The sequence below is a fragment of the Rohdeia mirabilis genome (assembly GCA_007750655.1).
In the GTDB taxonomy this organism is placed as follows: Bacteria; Planctomycetota; UBA1135; order UBA1135.
The window spans coordinates 1,639,752-1,657,074 of record CP036290.1; the positions used below are offsets into that span (position 1 = coordinate 1,639,752).

Consider the following 17,323-nt stretch of genomic DNA (forward strand, 5'->3'; position numbering starts at 1 on the left):
CCGCCGCTGCACCAAGGACGGACCCAGTCTCGTCCCGAGGGCCTCTCGATTCGGCCCAGGAGCCGATCGCCGTGCACCGCCACCGACGCGCCCGCGAGCCCGATCAGGGGGCCGAGCGCGCTCCGAACGTCGTCACCTGGTCACTGTGCAACCGGAAATTTCTTCCGTGCACGTCATTTGTCGAGCCCTCAAATCCTTGGCTTCTAGGAAGTTGCAATGTGCTTCAGGTGCCGATGTCAGCCTTCTGCGGTCCGATCCGACCAGGTCCAAGATGCGGGATAGTTTTGGGTCAGCCTATGAACGCGCTCCACGAAGGGGCGCGGCAACCCTGTCCCTGTGGGCCGAACAACGGCCACCAACGTTCCCATGCGTCGAATCACCATCGCTTCCCTCGCCCTCATGGGCGCCGCCTCCCTTGCTCCCGCCGCCCTCGCCGACGGACGTGAGCCCGGTAGCCTCCTCGTTTACCCGACCGTCCAGTCGCAGCTCGGTGTCCCCGCCGTGTTCAACGTCGTGAGCGTCACGAACACGAACCGTCTGGGCAGCGGCGAGACCGACGTCCACTTCGAGTACGTCAACGTCAAGGCCGCTGGCACCCCGTTCCTGTTCGCGGACTGCGTCATCGCCGACCGCGTCGAGACGCTGACCCCGGCCGACACCCTCTCCGTGCTGACGAGCTGCCACAACGGCGGCGCGTCGATCGCTGAGCCGACCGTCGGTTACCTGGTCGTCTCGGCCATGAACCCGAACGAGATCGACACCTACTGGTCGTTCAACCACCTGATCGGTTCCGAGCAGGTCGTGTCCGCCGCCGGCGGCATGTACTCGCTCAACGCCATCCCGTTCCTGTCGGCCCAGGCCGACGGCGCGGACACGGACGCCGACCAGGACGGACGTCGTGACTTCGACGGCACCGAGTACGAGGGCATCGCCGACGAGCTCTACATCGACAGCTACGTCGGTGCGCTCGGTGGCAACCTGGTCCTCCTCTCGCTGACCGGCGGTGAGTACCTCACCAACGTCAGCTTCATCATCTACAACGACGACGAGTTCCAGCTGTCGGCCCAGTACAGCTTCAGCTGCTGGACCAACACCCCGCTGGCCGACATCTCGGGCTTCTTCACCGACCTGGGTCTCAAGACCACGGTCAACGACGCCCGCGAGCTCGACATCACCTGCGACGGCCTCGGTGACCTCGAGACCGGTTGGGCCATCGTCCGCCCGACGACCGCTCTGTCGATCACGAGCGCCAACATCGCCAACCCGGCCGTCCTCGGTGCTCTCGTCAACGACGTGAACCCGATGTTCAAGAACGGTCGTCTCCTCTGGGAGAGCGCCACGAAGCAGTTCAACGGCGCCTTCCCCAACTGATCTGGTCCTGACCTGATCGATCGGAGCGCCTCGGCGTTCCACGGCGCGGAGCGGTTCCCCTCGGGGAGCCGCTCCGCGGCATTTGGGGGGCCCTTCTTCGGGCTCCGTCGCGCAACGGACGAGACGCGTCGCGCGCGCTCGACGGCGGGGGACGGGCGACCGAAGCGGTTCCGGGCCCGTCAGCGGGCCGCCCGACCGGGGGTCAGTTCCCGATGGTCGCGATCAGCGCGTCGGCCTCGGCGATCGCCGACTCCATCTCGCCGATCAGTTGGTCCACGTCGATCTCGATCTCGCCCAACGTGCCCGCGAGCGAGGCGATGGCCTGGGCGTTGAGGTCGTGCTTGAGGAACAGGACGCGGTCCTTGAACGCGGTCAGCACCGGCTGCATCCGCGACTCGGCGGCGCGCATCGCGGTCACGAGGCTCGAGTAGCGTCCGCGCGCCTGGTCGAGGCGCTGCTGACTCATCGAACGCAGCCCCGCGTCGCTGATCTCGCTGATCTCGGTCTCCCACTCCTCGAAGAGCGCCTTCGAGACCGAGGTCACGCCGTCGATCCGCGAGTCCACGGCGGCGGCTCGCGAGGCGCAGTCGCGATAGCGCTCGTCGAGGTCCTGGTACAGGTCCTCGACCGAACCGCCGTCGAAGTCGCTCACGGCGCGGAAGGCGGCGAGCGTGCTGACGAACGCTTCCTTGGCGTCGGCCTGCGCGTCGCGCGCGTCCTCGACCCGGTCGACGAAGACGTCGCGCTTGTGGATGCCGAACGCCTCGAGGCCCGAGTAGTAGGCCCCCTGACAGCTGGAGGTCAGCGGGAGCGCGAGGGCGACGAGCAGAGCGGTGCGGGTCAACATGTCGATCGGGGGGAGGCTGGGAGCGCCGGGCGCGAGGGCGCCGACGGGCGTGGAGCGGTGCGAGCCCGAAGGGTCGCGAGCGGCCGGTGGAAGCGAACGGCGAGGATGGCCGAGAGAACGCGCCAGCGCTCCCTCACTGCATCTCGCGCCAGTGCGGACAGGCGACCGTGTGGCCGACTTCGACGGTCTGGACCTCGGGCGGCAGGTCCGCGCAGGAGGCCTTGGCGATCGGACAGCGCGTGCGGAAGCCACAACCCGACGGCTTGTTCATCGGCGTCGGGATGTCGCCCTCGAGGCGGATGCGCTGGCGACCGCGCTGCTTCGGGTCGGGGTGCGGAACGGCCGACACCAGCGCGCGCGTGTAGGGGTGGCGCGGACGCATGTAGACCTGCTCCGCGCTGCCGATCTCGACCACGTTGCCGAGGTACATCACCGCGATGCGATCGCTGATGTGGTAGACGATCGAGAGGTCGTGCGCGATGAACACGTACGACAGGTCGAAGTCGCGCGCGAGCTCCTGCATCAGGTTGACGACCTGGGCCTGGACCGACACGTCGAGCGCGCTGACCGGTTCGTCCGCGACGATGATCTCGGGTCGCGTCGAGAGGGCGCGCGCGATGCCGATGCGCTGGCGCTGGCCGCCGGAGAACTCGTGCGGGAAGCGTTCGGCGTAGGAGCGCTGGAGGCCGACGCGCTCGAGGAGGCTCTCGACCCGCTCGCGGCGTTCGTCGCGCGTGAGCTTGGTGTGCAGTTCGAGCGGGCGTCCGATCAGCTGGGCCACCGTCATGCGCGGGTTGAGCGACGAGAACGGGTCCTGGAAGACCATCTGGATCTTCGGCCTGAAGGCGTTCATCCGCGCGCGCCCCAGTCCGTTCACGTCCTGGACGAGGCCGTCGCGGCTGTGCACCTCGATCGAGCCGTCCAGCTCGACGTCGGGGTACATCGGCTTCAGCACGTTGATGATCGCGCGTCCGACCGTGGTCTTGCCCGAACCGGACTCGCCGACGAGCCCGATCGTCTCGCCGCGGCGGACCTCGAGATCGATGCCGTCGACCGCCTTCACCGCGCCGACCTTGCGCCGCAACACGCCGCCGTAGACCGGGAAGTGGACCTTGAGGCCGCGGATCGAGAGCAGGGTCTCGGTGCGCGTCGGGGTGGGGGAGGTGAGGCTCATCGCACTTCCTCCGTGCGCGGGGCGGCGGCGTGCTCGCGCATGCGGGCGAAGGTGTCGATGCCGTCCGCCACGAGGTGACAGCGCACGCTGTGTTCGTGACCCACGGAGGTCAGCGCCGGTTCGGTGGTGCGGCAGCGCTCTTCCGCGATCGGGCAGCGCGAGTGGAAGCGGCAGGCACCGACGGGCAGTTCGAGGATGTGCGGCACGTTGCCGGGGATCGTCGGCAGCGGCTCGCCCTTGTGCTTGGGATCGGGGATCGAACCGAGCAGACCTTGGGTGTAGGGGTGGCGCGGGTCCTCGAACAGCTGCTCGATCGGCGCGACCTCCTGGACCTTGCCGCCGTACATGACGAGCACGCGGTCGCAGGTCTCCGCCACCACCGCCAGGTCGTGGGTGATGAGGATGATCGCGGTCTCGGGGCGGTCGTCCTGCAGCCCCTTCATCAGTTCGAGGATCTGCGCCTGGATCGTCACGTCGAGTGCCGTCGTCGGCTCGTCGGCGATCAGGATCTTGGGCTTCGCGATCAGCGCCATCGCGATCATCACGCGTTGGCGCATGCCGCCCGAGAACTGGTGCGGGTAGTGGTCGAGGCGCGCGCGCGCGTCGGGGATGCCGACCGCGTCGAGGACCTCGACGGCGCGCTCGCGGGCTTCGGACTTCGACAGCTTGCTGTGCACCTGCAGCGTCTCGGCCACCTGCGCGCCGATCTTCATGACCGGGTTCAAGGAGCTCATCGGCTCCTGGAAGATCATCGCGATCTTCGCGCCGCGCACCTTGCGCATCTGGGCGTAGCTGAGCTGCAGGAGGTCCTGGCCCTCGAACAGGATCTGGCCGCCGTCGATGTGTCCGGGCGGGTCGGGGACGAGGCGCAGGATCGACAGCGACGTGACCGACTTGCCCGAGCCCGACTCGCCGACGATGCCGAGGGTCTCGCCCTCGTACACGTCGAACGTCACGCCGTTCACGGCCACGGCGCGGTTCGTGCCGACCTGGAACGAGGTCACCAGATCCTTCACCTGGAGGACCGGCTTGCCGTCCCCTCGATTCTGCTGGTCGGCGCTCATCGCAGGCGGCTGAAGGGCTTGGGATCGAACGCTTCACGGACCGCTTCGCCGACGAAGACGACGAGGAGCAGGGTGATGAACATCGCCGACAGCGGGAAGGCGACGAGGTGCCACTCGTAGATGTTCGACAGGCCCTGGTTCACCAGTTCGCCCCAACTCGGGGTCGGGGCGGGGAGTCCGAACCCGAGGAAGTCGAGACTGACCAGGGAGGAGATCGCTCCGACCAACGCGAACGGCGCGAAGCTGATGATCGGCGTGAGCGCGTTCGGGAGGATGTGCCGGAACATGATCGAAAGTCGACCCTCGCCGACCGAGATCGACGCCGCCACGTAGTCGCGCGACTTCTCGCGCAGGAACTCGCCGCGGATGTAGTAGCTGATCCCGACCCAGCTGAAGAGCGCGAGGATCACCACGAGCATCCACAGGTTGGGGCGCAGCAGCGCGGCGACGATGATGACCGTGTAGAGGAAGGGCAGCGAGGACCAGATCTCGACCAGGCGCTGGCCGACGATGTCGAAGCGTCCGCCGAAGTAGCCGAACAGCGCGCCGAGGAAGGTGCCGATCGCGTACGAGAACACGACCACGGTCAGGCCGAAGAGCAGCGAGGTCCGGTAGCCGTAGACGAGCCGCGCGAACACGTCGCGACCGCGGTCGTCCGTCCCGCACCAGTGGTAGTGGTTCGGCGGGTGCGGCGCGCGTCCGTCCCGGAGCGTCGGTCCGCCCAGCAGGCTCTCGAAACGGCCGAAGGGGTAGGGCGGGAGCAGGGCCCAGTTGTCCGACCCGCTCAGGTGCTCGCGCTCCTGGAACACGCGCCAGTCGACCAGACCGCGCTGGTCGAAGCCGAAGTCGCGCGCGTCGAGGAAGCCCGAGCTGACGGGAAAGAGGCTCTCCTTGAACGGGATCTGAAGGTCCGCGAGCACGGGGAACACGAGTTCGCCCTCGTACTCGGCCACGATCGCCCGGCTGCCCACGAGGAGCGGCAGGAAGAAGGACAAGAGGAACGACCAGAGCAGGAACTGGAAGCTGTACCAGCCCCGCTTCATCGTCTTGAACTTCTTCCAACGGCGTTGGAAGACCGACAGCGGTTTCTGAGGGGAGTCGCTCACTCGAATCGGATCCGCGGGTCCACGAGGACGTAGAGGAAGTCGGAGAGGATGTTCCCGAGCAGGATGAGGACCGTGTTGATCACCAGGACGCCCATCACGACGGCGTAGTCACGCTCGACGATCGAGTTGTAGCCGAGGTACCCGATCCCGTTGATGTTGAAGACCTTCTCGATCAGGTACGAGCCGGCCATGATCAGTCCGATCGCGTGGCCGAGGCCGGTGCAGATCGGGATGAGTGAGTTGCGCAGGGCGTGGCCGAAGATGACCTTCCGCTCGGGGAGGCCCTTCGCGAACGCCGTGCGGACGAAGTCCTGACCGAGGTTCTCCATGAGGGAGTTCTTCATCAGGATCGTGAGCGTGGCGAAGCTACCGGCCGCGTAGGCCAGGACCGGGAGGATCGTGTGGTAGGCCTGGCCGCGGACCTTCTCCCAGAAGTCCATGTCGGCCCAGCCTTCGGGGCGGAAACCACCCAACGGGACGAGCTCGAGCTGCCCGCCGAGGAAGACGAGGAGCACCGCTCCCAGCGCCCAACCGGGAATCGAGTAGCCGGCGAAGATCAGCAGGCTGGAGGTGACGTCGAGCTTGGATCCGTGGCGCACCGCCTTCAGGACACCGAGCGGGATGCACACGACGTAGGCCAGGGCGAAGCCGATCAACCCGAAGTAGATCGAGATCGGGAAGCGGTTGACGATCACGTCCAGCACGGGCTCGTTGAACTTGAACGAGGTGCCGAGATCGAGCCGAACCACGTCCCACAGCCAGTGGAGGTAGCCCTGCCACATGGGGAGGTCGAGGCCGAAGCGCTCCTTGAGTGCGGCGAGCGAAGCCTCCGGAATCTCCATCGTGGAGCCCCCGATGTCGGTCCCGCTCTCCATCGACGCTTCCTGGAGCTTCAGCATCATCTGGTCGATCGGCCCACCGGGCACGAAGCGAGTGATGGCGAAGACGAGCATCGTGATCCCGATGAAGGTCGGGATCATCAGCAGCATGCGCCGCGCGAAGTAGGTTCCCATCGCGGAGGATCAGTCGCCGGAGCGCTGGAGCTCGTTCCAGCGCTGCCACCAGCGGTTCTCCTCGGGCGGGGGTTCCATCGTGACGCTCGGGTCGTCGAGTGCGCGTTCGAGCGCCTCGGCGAGCTCCGGGTCGTACCACCAGGTGTAGATCAGCTCCTCGTCGTCGGCGAAACGCAGTCCGCCGCTCGCGGGCTGGCGGTACTTGTTCCAGTAGACCGAGCGTTGCGCCGGGCCGTAGTGCTCGAGCACGTAGGGGTGCTGGGGATAGATGAGTCCATCGATCTCGCGCACGATCTCGATGCGCCGCGCCACGTCGTAGGTGGCGTCGTACTCCTCGCACAAAGCGTCCACGCGCGGGTCGCGGAACGCGGTGACGTTGTTGTTGTCCACCTGGTCGGCCAGCTCGGACTTCCAGGACGTCTCGGGGTTCGGGAAGATCAACGCGCCCCAGGCGGTCGAGAAGAGCTGGTACTTCTTCTCGCGGAGGTTCTTCCAACCGGCCGCGGGCGTCAGCAGCGCGAGGTTCAGCTTGATCCCCGCGTCCTGACAGCGCTCCTGGTAGACCGTCAGCCCGCGTTCGGAGAGCGCCGAGCGGTAGTTGACGGTGAACTCGAGTCGGCGGCCGTCCTTCATGCGGTAGCCGTCGCGGTCGCTCTCCGTCCAGCCGGCCTCGTCGAGCAGTTCATTGGCCGCGTCGGGATCGAAGCCGTACAGCTCGTTGTCCGGGTTCTGGTAGAGCCCGCCCTGCCAGTAGCTCGTGAGCGGCGTGTACTCGTCGTAGTAGAGCTCCTCGATGAGCTGCTCACGCGGGTGGAGGAGTTGGAGCGCGCGTCGGACCCGGACGTCGTCGAGACCGGGCTCGTCCATGTTGATCGCGATCCCGGCGGTGCCGACGGGCGCGTCGTTGAAGACCTTGTAGCGGACCAGGAGCCCGCGCTTCACGCTGTCCTCCTGGGGCATGAGCTTCGCGTACCACTCGGCCTTCGGAATGGTCCAGAAGTCGATCTCGCCCTTCTTGACCTTCTCGAAGGTCAGGTTCTGGTCGAGGACGACCACGAAGTCGAGACGGTCGAGGTTGTAGATGCCGCGCCAGGCGGCGTTGTCGGCGTCCCACCAGTCCGCGCGACGGCGGATCGAGATCTTCTCTCCCGTGACGATGTCCTCGGTGCGCACCTCGTACGGACCGGCGAAGGGCGGGTAGTCGAACTGGAAGCGGTCGAGGTACTCACCGCCCGGGATCGAGATCGAAGCCGCCGGCATGATGCTCATGCCGCCGAAGTACAGGAGGTTGCGCCAGTTCTCCTCGTTGCACGTGACCTCGACCATGTACTTCGACAGCGCGACGGGCTCGTTGAGCTTCCCGTACGTCATGATCGAACTCGGGTCGAGCGTGTCCGGATCCATCCGCAGCTTCCACGAGGCGACCACGTCGTCCGCGGTGACTTCCTTCCCGTCGCCCCAGCGCGCCTTCGGGTTGAGGCGGAAGCGGTAGGTCATCTTGTCCTCGCTGATCCACCAGTGGGTCGCGAGCTGCGGCATGTACTCGAGCGTGACCGGGTGCGGCGTGATCAGACGCTGCATGCACAGGTCGTTGACCCAGTAGTTGAAGGCCTGGTTCCAATCCTTGCCGTGCTGGCGCAGGGTGGCCGGCCAGTCGGGCAGCACCAGCGTCATGTCGCCGCCCTTCAGGGCCGCCGGGTCCCCGAGCGCCGGGAACTCCATGTTGGTCTCCCACCCCTCGCCCGTGAACCCGGGGCCACCGAGCTCGGCCGGCACGTTCGGATCGCCGATCGTGGGGTCCCATTCGTAGCGCACCATCGGCAGGTCGTAGCTGGCTCGCTCGGCGACCTCGGCGGCGGTGTCCGTGCCCGCGATCGCGGTGTCCGCGAGCTCGGGCTCGGGCCCGGACATGGTCGGCGCCGGAGCGACCCCCGTTCCTGGCGCCACCGTCACCTGTCCCGAACCGATGCGCGCGGCCAGGTTCTCGATCGCGGCCGCCGCGCGCTGCATGTCGCGCGCCGCCTGCTGGGTGGCCCGCTGTTCGAGCTCGTCGGCCGAGCGCGACAGTTCGTCGGTCAGCTCGCCCAGCTTCTCCGCCACCGCCTTCAGTTCCGCCGTGGCCTCGCGGAACTCCTTCGCGTTCTCCTCCGCGATGCGTTCCGGGTCGCCCTGGTAGCCGCAGCCACCGAGGAGCAGCGCGGGAACGAGGAGAGCGGGGACGAACACGAGCGACAGCGCCGCTCGGAGGTGGCTGCGAAGCATCGGGGCCAGGGTCGGGGGAAGGGGACGGACGGGGAGGCGCCGATCCTATCGAGCCGACCAGGGCCACGCGAGCCGAGCCGGGCGGTCCCGCTCCTCGCACTCGGGCTCGTGGTGCGGAGCACTCTCCCGAGGCGCGGTTCCCCCGCGTGTCGGCAGCGCTCCGTGCGGGCGCGCTGCTGCGTCTGGCCGCCTCCGTGACTCGGGGGCCCGGTACTCGTCGAGGATGGGGCGAGTCGCCCGTGCCGCGCAGCGCCTCCCGTACGGAACGCCGACGTGCCTCGACGGAGCGAAGCACACCACTAGGTCGCGGGTCGCTCGTCCGCTCCGCCGCCCAGACGCGCGCCGAACTCCCCGGGTTCGAACAGGTGCAGCGCGTCCGGCGCCGCGCGCAGGAGCACCTCACCGCCGGGCGCCCCGTCGAGCTCGGCCGCCGCCAGCGCGCGCCGCGTCGTACGGACGGCGAGCCGCGCGTCGCCCGCCGTCGCGAGCTCGAGATCCAGGTGGTCGCCGAAGTCGTGGACCTCGACGAGCCGGGCCGTCCCGATGTCGGTCGCGCCGCCACCTGCGGGCTGCGACGTTCCGAACGCCGCCAGTTCGAGGTCGCTCGGGCGCACGCCGAGCACCGCGGCCGCCGCGGGCACGGCCGGAGCGCCGAGTCGCACGCGCAGCCCGCCACCCTCGAACGAGCAGCGCTGTGCTCCATCTCCATCTCGTTCGACGCGCCCCGCGACGAAGCGCATGGCCGGCTGGCCGACGAAGCTCGCGACGAAGCGGTTGGCCGGTCGCGCGTGGATCTGCGCCGGCGTGCCGTTCTGTTGCACCGCGCCCTCCGCCATCACGACGATGCGGTCCGCCAGCGCCAGCGCCTCCTCCTGGTCGTGGGTCACGTGCACGAAGGTCCCGCGGACGCGGCGCTGGAGGCGGACCAGTTCGTCGCGCGTTCGACTGCGCAGCCGTGCGTCGAGGTTCGACAGCGGTTCGTCGAGCAGGAACACCTTCGGGTCGCGCACGAGCGCGCGTCCGAGCGCCACGCGCTGTTGCTGTCCGCCCGACAGCTCGAACGGCTTGCGCGCGAGTAGTTCGGTCAGTTCGAGCTGTTCCGCCACGTCGCGGACGCGCGCCGCGATGGCCTCGGACTCGCTGCGATGCCTGGTGCGATAGTCGGGGCTGACGAGCGCGCGCGCGCGACTGCCGTGTTCGCGCCTGCGCCGGAGTCCGAACGCCAGGTTGTCGGCCACCGAGAGGTGCGGATAGAGCGCGTAGCCCTGGAACACGAAGGCCACGTCGCGGCGGTGGGGCGGCAGGTCCTCGACGCGCCTTCCGTCGATGGCGATGGTGCCCGAGGTCGGTTCGTCGAGCCCCGCGATCAGGCGCAGCGTCGTGCTCTTGCCGCAGCCGCTCGGACCGACGAGGACGCAGTAGGTGCCGTCCTCGATCTCGAGGTCGATGCCGGCGACGGCGACGCTCGTACCGAAGTGCTTGGTGACGTTCTCGAGTCGGACGCTGGCCATCGCGTCAGGCTACCGTCTCGGGCCACCGCGTCAGGCCACCGCGTCGGCGGACCTGGTCGCGCGCGCGAGCCACAGACTCTGCAGCAGCGCCGCCACGGTCAGGATCGCGCCGGCCTGCATGGCTCCCGCCGCGTCGACGAAACAGGTTCCGAGTGCGACCAACAGGCCGACCGAACCCGTGAAGACCAGGACGGCCACGCCGATCCCGCGCGTGCGCTCCGCGTGCACGAGTCGCCCGGTGAAGAGCGCCATCCGCGCTTGCAGCAGCGGGAACGGCGCCGTGAACAGGAGCGCCGCGACGCCCAGTTCGACCAGTTCCGCGTCGAGACCCTGGGCCGCGCCGAACCACAGACCGGCGAGGGGCGTGAGCGCGACCAGGAGCAGGATGCCCGACGCGCCCAGGCCGAGGCGCCAGGCGAAGCGCGTCAGCTCGACGCGGGCTTCGGGGCGGGCGAGCGAGGCGACGACGACCTCGGTGAACGCGAAGCTCGAACTGCGCAGGAGGAAGACCAGGTTGTTGACCGCGGGCCAGGCGGCGAACGACGCCACTTCGCGCGGCATGCGTCCGATGGCGGCCGACGTCATGGGCATCGCCGCCATGCCGATCAACGCCCACAGGGTCAGTGGCGTGTAGAAGGTCGCGAACCTGCGCCAGGACCACGGGGCGACGTGCGGTGCGGGGGGCTGGAGGCGTCGGCGGCACTCGCGCACGCTCCAACTGGCGAACAGAGCCTCGGAGACGACGCCGACGGCCACCGCTGCCGCGCCGACCTCGATGCCGCTGAAGCCGCCGTGCGCCATGCCGATCGCGAGCGTGCCCGTCAGGCCCAGGAGCCTGACCACGGTGCCGATGCCGACCGCGCGCGAGTGCCCGGAGCGGATCAACAGGCCCTGCTGGAAACGCCGATACGCGATCGCGAACGTCCACGGCAGCATCAGCTGCATGCCGATGCGTCCCGGCTCGAGCAGCTCCGGGTCCATGTCGAACAGGCGCAGCGCGATCACGTCGAGCAGCGGCGTGAAGGCCACCAGCGCGTGGATCGCCGTCAGGCTCCCCGCCGACACGAGCATGAACAGGCGCAGCTTCGCGTAGCTGACCGCGTCGCGCGACAGCGCCGTCGACGCGGACAGCAGCGGGATGATCGGCGCCTCGATCAAGAGCGACAGCGGGAACACGAGCGACCCGTAGGCCGCGAGCTGCACGCGCGCGTCGGGCAGACGCGCGATGGCCGCGTTCACGAGCGGCAGCTCCAGTCCCATCATCAGCCAGCTCGCGGCGAGCGGCCACCACAGGGTCAGGATCGCGCGCTGGGTGAGCGGAGCGTCGTGCGCCGCCTTCAAGCGCGGGTGCTCGGATCGGGTACGCGCCGGGTCCGGGCCAGCAGCTCGCCGAAGATCGCCGGTCCGTCCTCGCGCAGCCCGTCGTGTTCGTGGGTCGCGCTCTCGTAGACGCTGCAGCCGCCGATCGCGGCCGCCGTGTCCAGCGACAGCTGGCGATCGACGTAGAGGTCGTTCGTGTACACGGCGGCGGCCACCGGGACGCGATTCGCCGCCAGCCGCGCGCGGTCGTACAGCGGGCTCCAGTCGTCGATCCGCGCCAGCTCCTCGGCGGCGGCCGCGAAGGGGCGCAGCGCGCCGTACTCCTCGAACATCCAGGGATGGATCGACTCGGCGGTCAGCGTGAGCGGCTCTCCGGCGCGCCACTCGTGTTCGCCGCTCGCCGCCCGCACGCGTTCGGCGGACCAGCCCGTCGCGGGGCCCTCGGAGTAGATGGCCTCGTGCAACACCGCGTAGAGCGGATTGGTCGGATAGCTCTGGGAACGCTCGACCGCGTGCAGGAAGCGCTGCGTCGGTTCGTTCCCCGCTCCGGCGAAGGCCGACTCGAACAGCCAGTGCAGAGCCACGCTGCCGCGCGACTGACCGAGCGCCATGCCGACCTGTTGGAAGCGGCGGACGGACAGGACGTCGCCACCCGGCAGACGCACGTCACCGGCGGCCAGGCGCGCCGCGATGCGACCGACCAGTTCCGCGTCGCCGGGGAAGCTCGCGTAGTGTTCGAGCGAACGGCGCCGCATGCACGCGAAGGTGCGCTCGTAGACGCGATCGATCTCGACGAGCGGAGGGAGGCCGCCCGTCAGCAGCACCCGCTCGAGCGCTTCCGGCCGACTCGCGAGGTAGTGGACGGCGCAGAAGCCGCCGTAGCTCTGGCCCAGGACCGACCAGCGCTCGTCCTCGCCGGCCAGCTGGTGCCGCCACAGCTCGCAGTCGCGCACGATCGCGTCGAGGCGCAGGTGGCGCAGGACGCTCGCGTCGGGCGCGTGGGTCGACTCGACGGGGGAGCTGTTGCCCGTACCGCGCTGGTCGACGAGCAGCACGCGGAAGCGCTGGGTCGCGGCCGCGCCGATCCAGCCCTTCGCGTCGAGCGGCCGCGTGGCCTCGAAGCCGGGCCCGCCCTGGAGGAAGACGAGCCACGGCAGTCCGCCGCCGCCCGCGTGCCGCACCTCGCGCGCGAACAGGTCGATGCGCCGCCCGTCGGGTGCTTCGTGGTCCAGCGGGACCTCGAGGCGGTGGTCCACGACCTCGAGGTCGCCGATGCGCACGGTCGCGCCCGTGCGGACGGCCGAGGCGTGCCGCGAACCGCTCACTCGGCGAAGACCCGAGACGTGACCGGGTCGAAGCGCCAGGCGCGGCCGGACCACACGGAGCGGGTCATGAGGTCGACCACGATCATGTGCGCCAGGCCGAGCTCGACGTTCGAGCGATTCGGCCGCCGCGTGCGGACGGAGCGCAGCCAGTCGAGTCGCAGCTGCTGCTGGATGTCCTTGGCCGGGCGGTCGTACTTGCGCGGTTCGTCGTCGAGGTCGCTCCACGCGGCCTGCGGCACGACCTCGGCGCTGCCGTGTCCGAGCAGGAGGTCGGCCCGATTGCCGCGGATCATCCAAGGCGTGCCCCGGTCGTTGCAGGTCGAGCCGATGACCGTCATCACGTGCCCGCTCTCGAACTCGATGTGCCCGACGATCTGGTCGTGGTTCTCCATGGCCGTGTCGACCATGTGCGAGCCCTGCGCCGTCACGCGCACCGGCAGCCCCTCGTCGACCGCCAGCAACAGCGGGGCGATCAGGTGCGAGAGGATGTCGCCGATGATGCCCGTCGAGTACTCGCGGTAGCGGCGCCAGCGGTGGTAGATCTCGGTGTCCCACGCGCGCGGGCCGAGCGGGCCGCACCAGCGCTCCCAGTCGAGGCGCGGGCCGGGCTCGAGCGACTCGTCGATCTCGTACAGCCACTCGCCCTCGCGCGAGTTGCGACCGAAGGCGATCAGGCTCGAAAGGCACACGCCCAGCGATCCTTCGGCGACGATCTTGCGCGCCTGGACGAAGCGTGGGTGCATGAGCCACTGGGTGCCGACCTGGACGATCGAGTCCGACGACCGCGCCACGTGCGCGAGCCAGAAGGCTTCCTCGAGCTCCAGCGTCATCGGCTTCTCGACGTACACGTCCTTGCCGTACTCGATCGCGTGCACGGCGTGGGTCGCGTGCCAGTGTTCGGGTGTGGCGATCAGGACGGCGTGGATGTCGGGGCGCTCGTACAGCTCGAGGTAGTCGACGTGGCCGGTGACCTCGACGCCCGGCTGGCGCTCCCGCAGCAGCGCCAGGCCCTTCTCACGGCGTGGCTCGCAGACCTCGGCGACCGCGACGACGTCGAGCTTCGCGTCGCCCGCGTCCCGCGCCCGCAGGAGTCCGTCCGTGTGACCGCCGCCCATGTGGCCGAAGCCGACGACGCCGACCTGGATCGGCTGCCCCGGACGCAGCGGCGCGCGCGTGCCGCGCACGTGGACGACGCGGTGCTCGTCGAGCAGGACGTGTTCCTGCAGCTTCGGGAGGGCGGCGCGGAGGAGGCCGCGGCGGGTGGTGGGGCGGGTGGTGGGGCGGCTCATCGGTTCAGGCCTCCGCGGCGGGTCGGGGCAGCCAGACCTCGAGCAGGACGAGCAGCACCGCGAGCAGGCAGCCCGCGGTGTACAGCGCCCCGCCGGCGACGATCCCGTTGACCAGGACGGCCGTGTCGCGCGCGGGGATCCAGGAGCCGAGGTCGAGCGCGATCCCGATCCCTCCGAGAGCGATCGGCAGGGAACGCAGACGCGGACCGAAGCGCGTGAAGAGCGCGAGGAACGTCAGGAGGAGGCCGAATCCGACCATTCCCGGCGCGTGCGTGTGCAGGCTGGTCCAACGCACTTCCGGGGGCGGTGGTTCCAGACGCTTGCCCGCCAAGAGCCCCTTCACGTCGGCGAAGTCGCCGAACGCCGCCGCGGAGCCGTCCTTCGCGTGGCAGTCCGAACAACGCTCGGCGAGGATCTCGACGGGCGCGAGGAGGTCGAGGTCGATGTCGTCGAAGTCCTGGGCCGGGCGCTCGCTCTCGAGCCAGGCGAGGAGCGCGGCGCGTTGGTCGTCCGCGAGTTCGAGCGGCGGGTGCCCCTCGAGCGTCCCTTCCAGCGCTGCCAGCATCGGCGACGGGATCGTCGTCGTGTGGTACGCGCCGCGCACGTCGGCGGCCGAGAGCCCCGGCTCGCCGTCGCTCTTGCCGTGGTGGATCTCGATCTGCCTGACGGAGGCCCAGATCCCGAGCAGCGCGATGGCGAGGAAACCCGTCACGCCGAGGCGCGCGAGCAGAGGCAGTCCGGCGAGCGGACGGATCGTCGTCGAGGGGTCCATGACGGGAGCGCTCCGCTCAGACCTCTTCGACCTTCACTTCCTCGCCGCTGCGCACCGCCTGCGCAGCCGCGATGCCGGCCAGCGTCGAGGCCAGTCCCTCGTTCGCGGTGCAGGCCACGTCGGCGCCTTCGGTCACGCTCTTCAGGAAGGTCTCGATGCCGTAGTACAAGGGCGGGTAGGGGAGTCCGACGCCGTCCTTCAGCTTGTCCTGGGCGGCCAGTTTCGTCGCGTCCGCGATGAGCGTGATGCCCTCTTCGTCGTGGAACTGCTGGCGGTTCGCGTAGACCTCCCAGCCCTGCGTCTCGGCGTCGGCCTCCTTGAACAACCAACCGGCGGTCCAGGCGAGCTTCATCGTGCCCATCGAGCCGCGGATCACCTCGTAGGTGCCCTCGAACGAGTTGGCGAGGCTGGCCTCGTAGCCAAGGCGCAGGCCCTCGCCGAAGTCCACGTCGAGGTGGATCGTGTCGGCCAGTTCACGACCGTCGTCGTGCAGCGCGATGGTGCCGTGGCCGCGGACGGACAACGGGGCGCGGCGCACGAACCACGACAGAGCGTCCAGTTGGTGCGTGCCGACCTCGCCCGCCAGGCCCAGCGAGACCTTCGGATCGAGTTTCCAGTCGAGCAGCGCGGCGTTGCCACCGGATGCGCGCCAGGACGTCTTCTTGTTCCACTGTGCGCGCAGGGCGACCGCCGAGCGGATCGAGCCCGAGCGGAAGAACTTGTTCGCCAGCTTGTAGATCGGGTTCACGCGACCGAGCAGACCGCTCTGGAACACTCCGGCGGATCCGGCGGCGGCCGCGGCGATCGCGCGCGCGTCCTCGACCGTGTGGGCCAGCGGGGCTTCGCAGTAGATGGCCAGCCCGCGCGCCGCGCAGGCTTCGACGATGGCGCGGTGCGTGTGCGTCGACGAGGCCACGAAGACCGCGTCGAGGTCCGCTTCGCCCGCGAGCAGCGCGTCGATCGAGTCGTACGCGTTCACCTCGCCGGCGCGCCGCGCGCCCGACGAGCGCCGCGACTCGACCGGGTCGCAGACGGCCACGACGGTCACGTTCTCGAAGTTCGCGAGCTCCTTGAGCAGGTCGCGTCCCTGGCGTCCGCAGCCGGCGAGCGCCACACGCACCGCGCGCGGCGGGACGTAGGGCCCGGCCAGGGCGGAGGGCATGAGCGAGAGGGCGGCGGCGCCAGCGAGGGAGCGCTGGAGGAAGAGGCGCCTTTGGGCGTCGAGCATCGCTTCGGGGGATCGGTTGCGGGGAGCGGGAGGAAGGCGTTCGCGCGGCCGGTGCCTGAACCGTCGTCGCCGGTTCGCGCCGCTGGTGCGCAGTCGGCGAGCGCGCGGCTCAGCAGCGGTGGTGGGTCGGTGCGTCGGTCGGTCGTCGCCGCGTGGTCCGTCAGTCGGAACCTGGAACGAGCACCGTGACGCCCCGCGCGCACGCACTGGCGCGAAGGTCGGGTGCGGCACCGCTCGCCAGGAGCGCCGTGGTCCACGCGTCGGCCAGGGTAGCCCGCGGCGCGGTGCAGGCCACCACCTCGTGCGCGCGGGACCTCGTCCCGGTGCGTGCGTCGACCACATGACCACCCTCGGGCAGCCGGTCCTGGCCCCGCTGGGCCGAGACGGACAGGGCCGCGTCCACGAGCTCGACGTCGACGCAGCGCCCGTCCCCGAGGTCCACGCGCACCCCCCAACCGGACCGCTCCGGGGGAGCGCCCAGCGCGACCACCGTGCTCGTGCCGCCGTGGATCAGGGCCCGGGTCACGCCGGCGTCGACCAGTTCGTCGCGGGCGCGGTCGAGGGCCACACCCTTGCCGATCGAGCCGGCGTCGACGCGCGCGGTGCTGCTCGTGCGACGGACGCGCGTCGCGCCGGGATCGTCCAGCTCGAGGGACCCGTCGGTGCCGTGGCACAGGTCGAAGGCGCCGCCGGTGAGTCGCTGCAGCTCGTCGGCCACGAGGAGCCACTCGCGATCGAGCGGATCGGTGCGCAGGGCCACGCCCGGCGCCGTGCGATTGAGGCGCGCGACGAAGCTGGAGGCCACGAAGCGCGACAGGGCGGCTTCGGTGTCGGTCACGGCGGCCAGCGCGGCTTCGCCCGCGGCACGCAGGCGCACGGGATCGTCGCCGACCAGCACGATCTCGAAGCGCGTCGCCATCGCTTCGACGGCGAGTCGGATCGGCTGGGGCGTGTCCATGGATCGATCGGGGAGTTCGGTGCGGGCGCGTGCGCGCCGCCGCTCGCAGGGGCCGAGAAGGTAACGGCTCACGCGAGCGGGGG

Annotated in this window: 14 protein-coding genes; 1 reads left to right on the forward strand and 13 read right to left on the reverse strand. The window is 69.8% G+C overall.

Annotation, left to right across the window (positions count from 1 at the left end):
* The first annotated feature begins 366 nt into the window (after positions 1-366).
* Positions 367-1,371 (forward strand): hypothetical protein, encoded by a 1,005-nt coding sequence (locus Pla163_RS06110; RefSeq protein WP_145185150.1) that lies wholly within the window; start codon positions 367-369, stop codon positions 1,369-1,371.
* Positions 1,372-1,573: 202 nt separating this feature from the next.
* On the opposite strand, the gene Pla163_RS06115 is transcribed toward Pla163_RS06110, so the two are convergent.
* The 13 genes from Pla163_RS06115 to Pla163_RS06175 form a co-directional block, all read right to left on the reverse strand.
* Complete coding sequence (locus Pla163_RS06115) at positions 1,574-2,218, reverse strand: DUF2959 domain-containing protein (RefSeq protein ID WP_145185152.1); 645 nt, start codon at positions 2,216-2,218, stop codon at positions 1,574-1,576.
* A 133-nt stretch (positions 2,219-2,351) separates the two neighbouring features.
* Positions 2,352-3,392 carry an ABC transporter ATP-binding protein gene (locus Pla163_RS06120; protein ID WP_145185155.1) on the reverse strand — a complete coding sequence of 347 codons (1,041 nt, stop codon included), beginning with the start codon at positions 3,390-3,392 and terminating at the stop codon, positions 2,352-2,354.
* Positions 3,389-4,456 carry an ABC transporter ATP-binding protein gene (locus Pla163_RS06125; protein ID WP_145185159.1) on the reverse strand — a complete coding sequence of 356 codons (1,068 nt, stop codon included), beginning with the start codon at positions 4,454-4,456 and terminating at the stop codon, positions 3,389-3,391. The genes Pla163_RS06120 and Pla163_RS06125 overlap by 4 nt, the downstream gene beginning before the upstream one ends.
* Positions 4,453-5,562, reverse strand: coding sequence for an ABC transporter permease subunit (locus Pla163_RS06130; RefSeq protein WP_145185162.1), 1,110 nt, complete (start codon positions 5,560-5,562; stop codon positions 4,453-4,455). The genes Pla163_RS06125 and Pla163_RS06130 overlap by 4 nt, the downstream gene beginning before the upstream one ends.
* A complete protein-coding gene (locus Pla163_RS06135; protein ID WP_145185165.1) occupies positions 5,559-6,575 on the reverse strand; it encodes an ABC transporter permease subunit in 1,017 nt (338 codons plus the stop codon). Before Pla163_RS06135 ends, Pla163_RS06130 begins: the two co-directional genes overlap by 4 nt.
* A 9-nt stretch (positions 6,576-6,584) precedes the next feature.
* The gene (locus Pla163_RS06140) at positions 6,585-8,837 is read right to left on the reverse strand and encodes an ABC transporter substrate-binding protein (protein ID WP_145185169.1); all 2,253 of its coding nucleotides are present in this window, start codon (positions 8,835-8,837) and stop codon (positions 6,585-6,587) included.
* Positions 8,838-9,136: 299 nt separating this feature from the next.
* On the reverse strand, positions 9,137-10,348 hold the full coding sequence (locus tag Pla163_RS06145; RefSeq protein WP_145185172.1) for an ABC transporter ATP-binding protein: 1,212 nt from the start codon (positions 10,346-10,348) through the stop codon (positions 9,137-9,139).
* A 30-nt stretch (positions 10,349-10,378) separates the two neighbouring features.
* Positions 10,379-11,689 carry a hypothetical protein gene (locus Pla163_RS06150; RefSeq protein ID WP_145185174.1) on the reverse strand — a complete coding sequence of 437 codons (1,311 nt, stop codon included), beginning with the start codon at positions 11,687-11,689 and terminating at the stop codon, positions 10,379-10,381.
* Positions 11,686-12,993 (reverse strand): alpha/beta fold hydrolase, encoded by a 1,308-nt coding sequence (locus Pla163_RS06155; RefSeq protein WP_419186373.1) that lies wholly within the window; start codon positions 12,991-12,993, stop codon positions 11,686-11,688. Before Pla163_RS06155 ends, Pla163_RS06150 begins: the two co-directional genes overlap by 4 nt.
* Complete coding sequence (locus tag Pla163_RS06160) at positions 12,990-14,282, reverse strand: Gfo/Idh/MocA family protein (RefSeq protein ID WP_145185176.1); 1,293 nt, start codon at positions 14,280-14,282, stop codon at positions 12,990-12,992. Before Pla163_RS06160 ends, Pla163_RS06155 begins: the two co-directional genes overlap by 4 nt.
* Positions 14,283-14,286: 4 nt before the next feature.
* Positions 14,287-15,054 (reverse strand): hypothetical protein, encoded by a 768-nt coding sequence (locus tag Pla163_RS06165; RefSeq protein ID WP_145185178.1) that lies wholly within the window; start codon positions 15,052-15,054, stop codon positions 14,287-14,289.
* Positions 15,055-15,070: 16 nt separating this feature from the next.
* The gene (locus tag Pla163_RS06170) at positions 15,071-16,282 is read right to left on the reverse strand and encodes a Gfo/Idh/MocA family protein (protein WP_419186374.1); all 1,212 of its coding nucleotides are present in this window, start codon (positions 16,280-16,282) and stop codon (positions 15,071-15,073) included.
* Between the two features lie 160 nt (positions 16,283-16,442).
* A complete protein-coding gene (locus tag Pla163_RS06175; protein WP_145185182.1) occupies positions 16,443-17,240 on the reverse strand; it encodes an FAD:protein FMN transferase in 798 nt (265 codons plus the stop codon).
* Between the last annotated feature and the right edge of the window lie 83 nt (positions 17,241-17,323).

Excerpts from the sequence above, each read along its gene's own strand:
- Pla163_RS06110 (WP_145185150.1), top strand. The coding sequence starts at position 367 with ATGCGTCGAATCACCATCGCTTCCCTCGCCCTCATGGGCGCCGCCTCC.
- Pla163_RS06115 (WP_145185152.1), bottom strand. The coding sequence starts at position 2,218 with ATGTTGACCCGCACCGCTCTGCTCGTCGCCCTCGCGCTCCCGCTGACC.
- Pla163_RS06120 (WP_145185155.1), bottom strand. The coding sequence starts at position 3,392 with ATGAGCCTCACCTCCCCCACCCCGACGCGCACCGAGACCCTGCTCTCG.
- Pla163_RS06125 (WP_145185159.1), bottom strand. The coding sequence starts at position 4,456 with ATGAGCGCCGACCAGCAGAATCGAGGGGACGGCAAGCCGGTCCTCCAG.
- Pla163_RS06135 (WP_145185165.1), bottom strand. The coding sequence starts at position 6,575 with ATGGGAACCTACTTCGCGCGGCGCATGCTGCTGATGATCCCGACCTTC.
- Pla163_RS06140 (WP_145185169.1), bottom strand. The coding sequence starts at position 8,837 with ATGCTTCGCAGCCACCTCCGAGCGGCGCTGTCGCTCGTGTTCGTCCCC.
- Pla163_RS06145 (WP_145185172.1), bottom strand. The coding sequence starts at position 10,348 with ATGGCCAGCGTCCGACTCGAGAACGTCACCAAGCACTTCGGTACGAGC.
- Pla163_RS06160 (WP_145185176.1), bottom strand. The coding sequence starts at position 14,282 with ATGAGCCGCCCCACCACCCGCCCCACCACCCGCCGCGGCCTCCTCCGC.
- Pla163_RS06165 (WP_145185178.1), bottom strand. The coding sequence starts at position 15,054 with ATGGACCCCTCGACGACGATCCGTCCGCTCGCCGGACTGCCTCTGCTC.
- Pla163_RS06170 (WP_419186374.1), bottom strand. The coding sequence starts at position 16,282 with ATGCTCGACGCCCAAAGGCGCCTCTTCCTCCAGCGCTCCCTCGCTGGC.
- Pla163_RS06175 (WP_145185182.1), bottom strand. The coding sequence starts at position 17,240 with ATGGACACGCCCCAGCCGATCCGACTCGCCGTCGAAGCGATGGCGACG.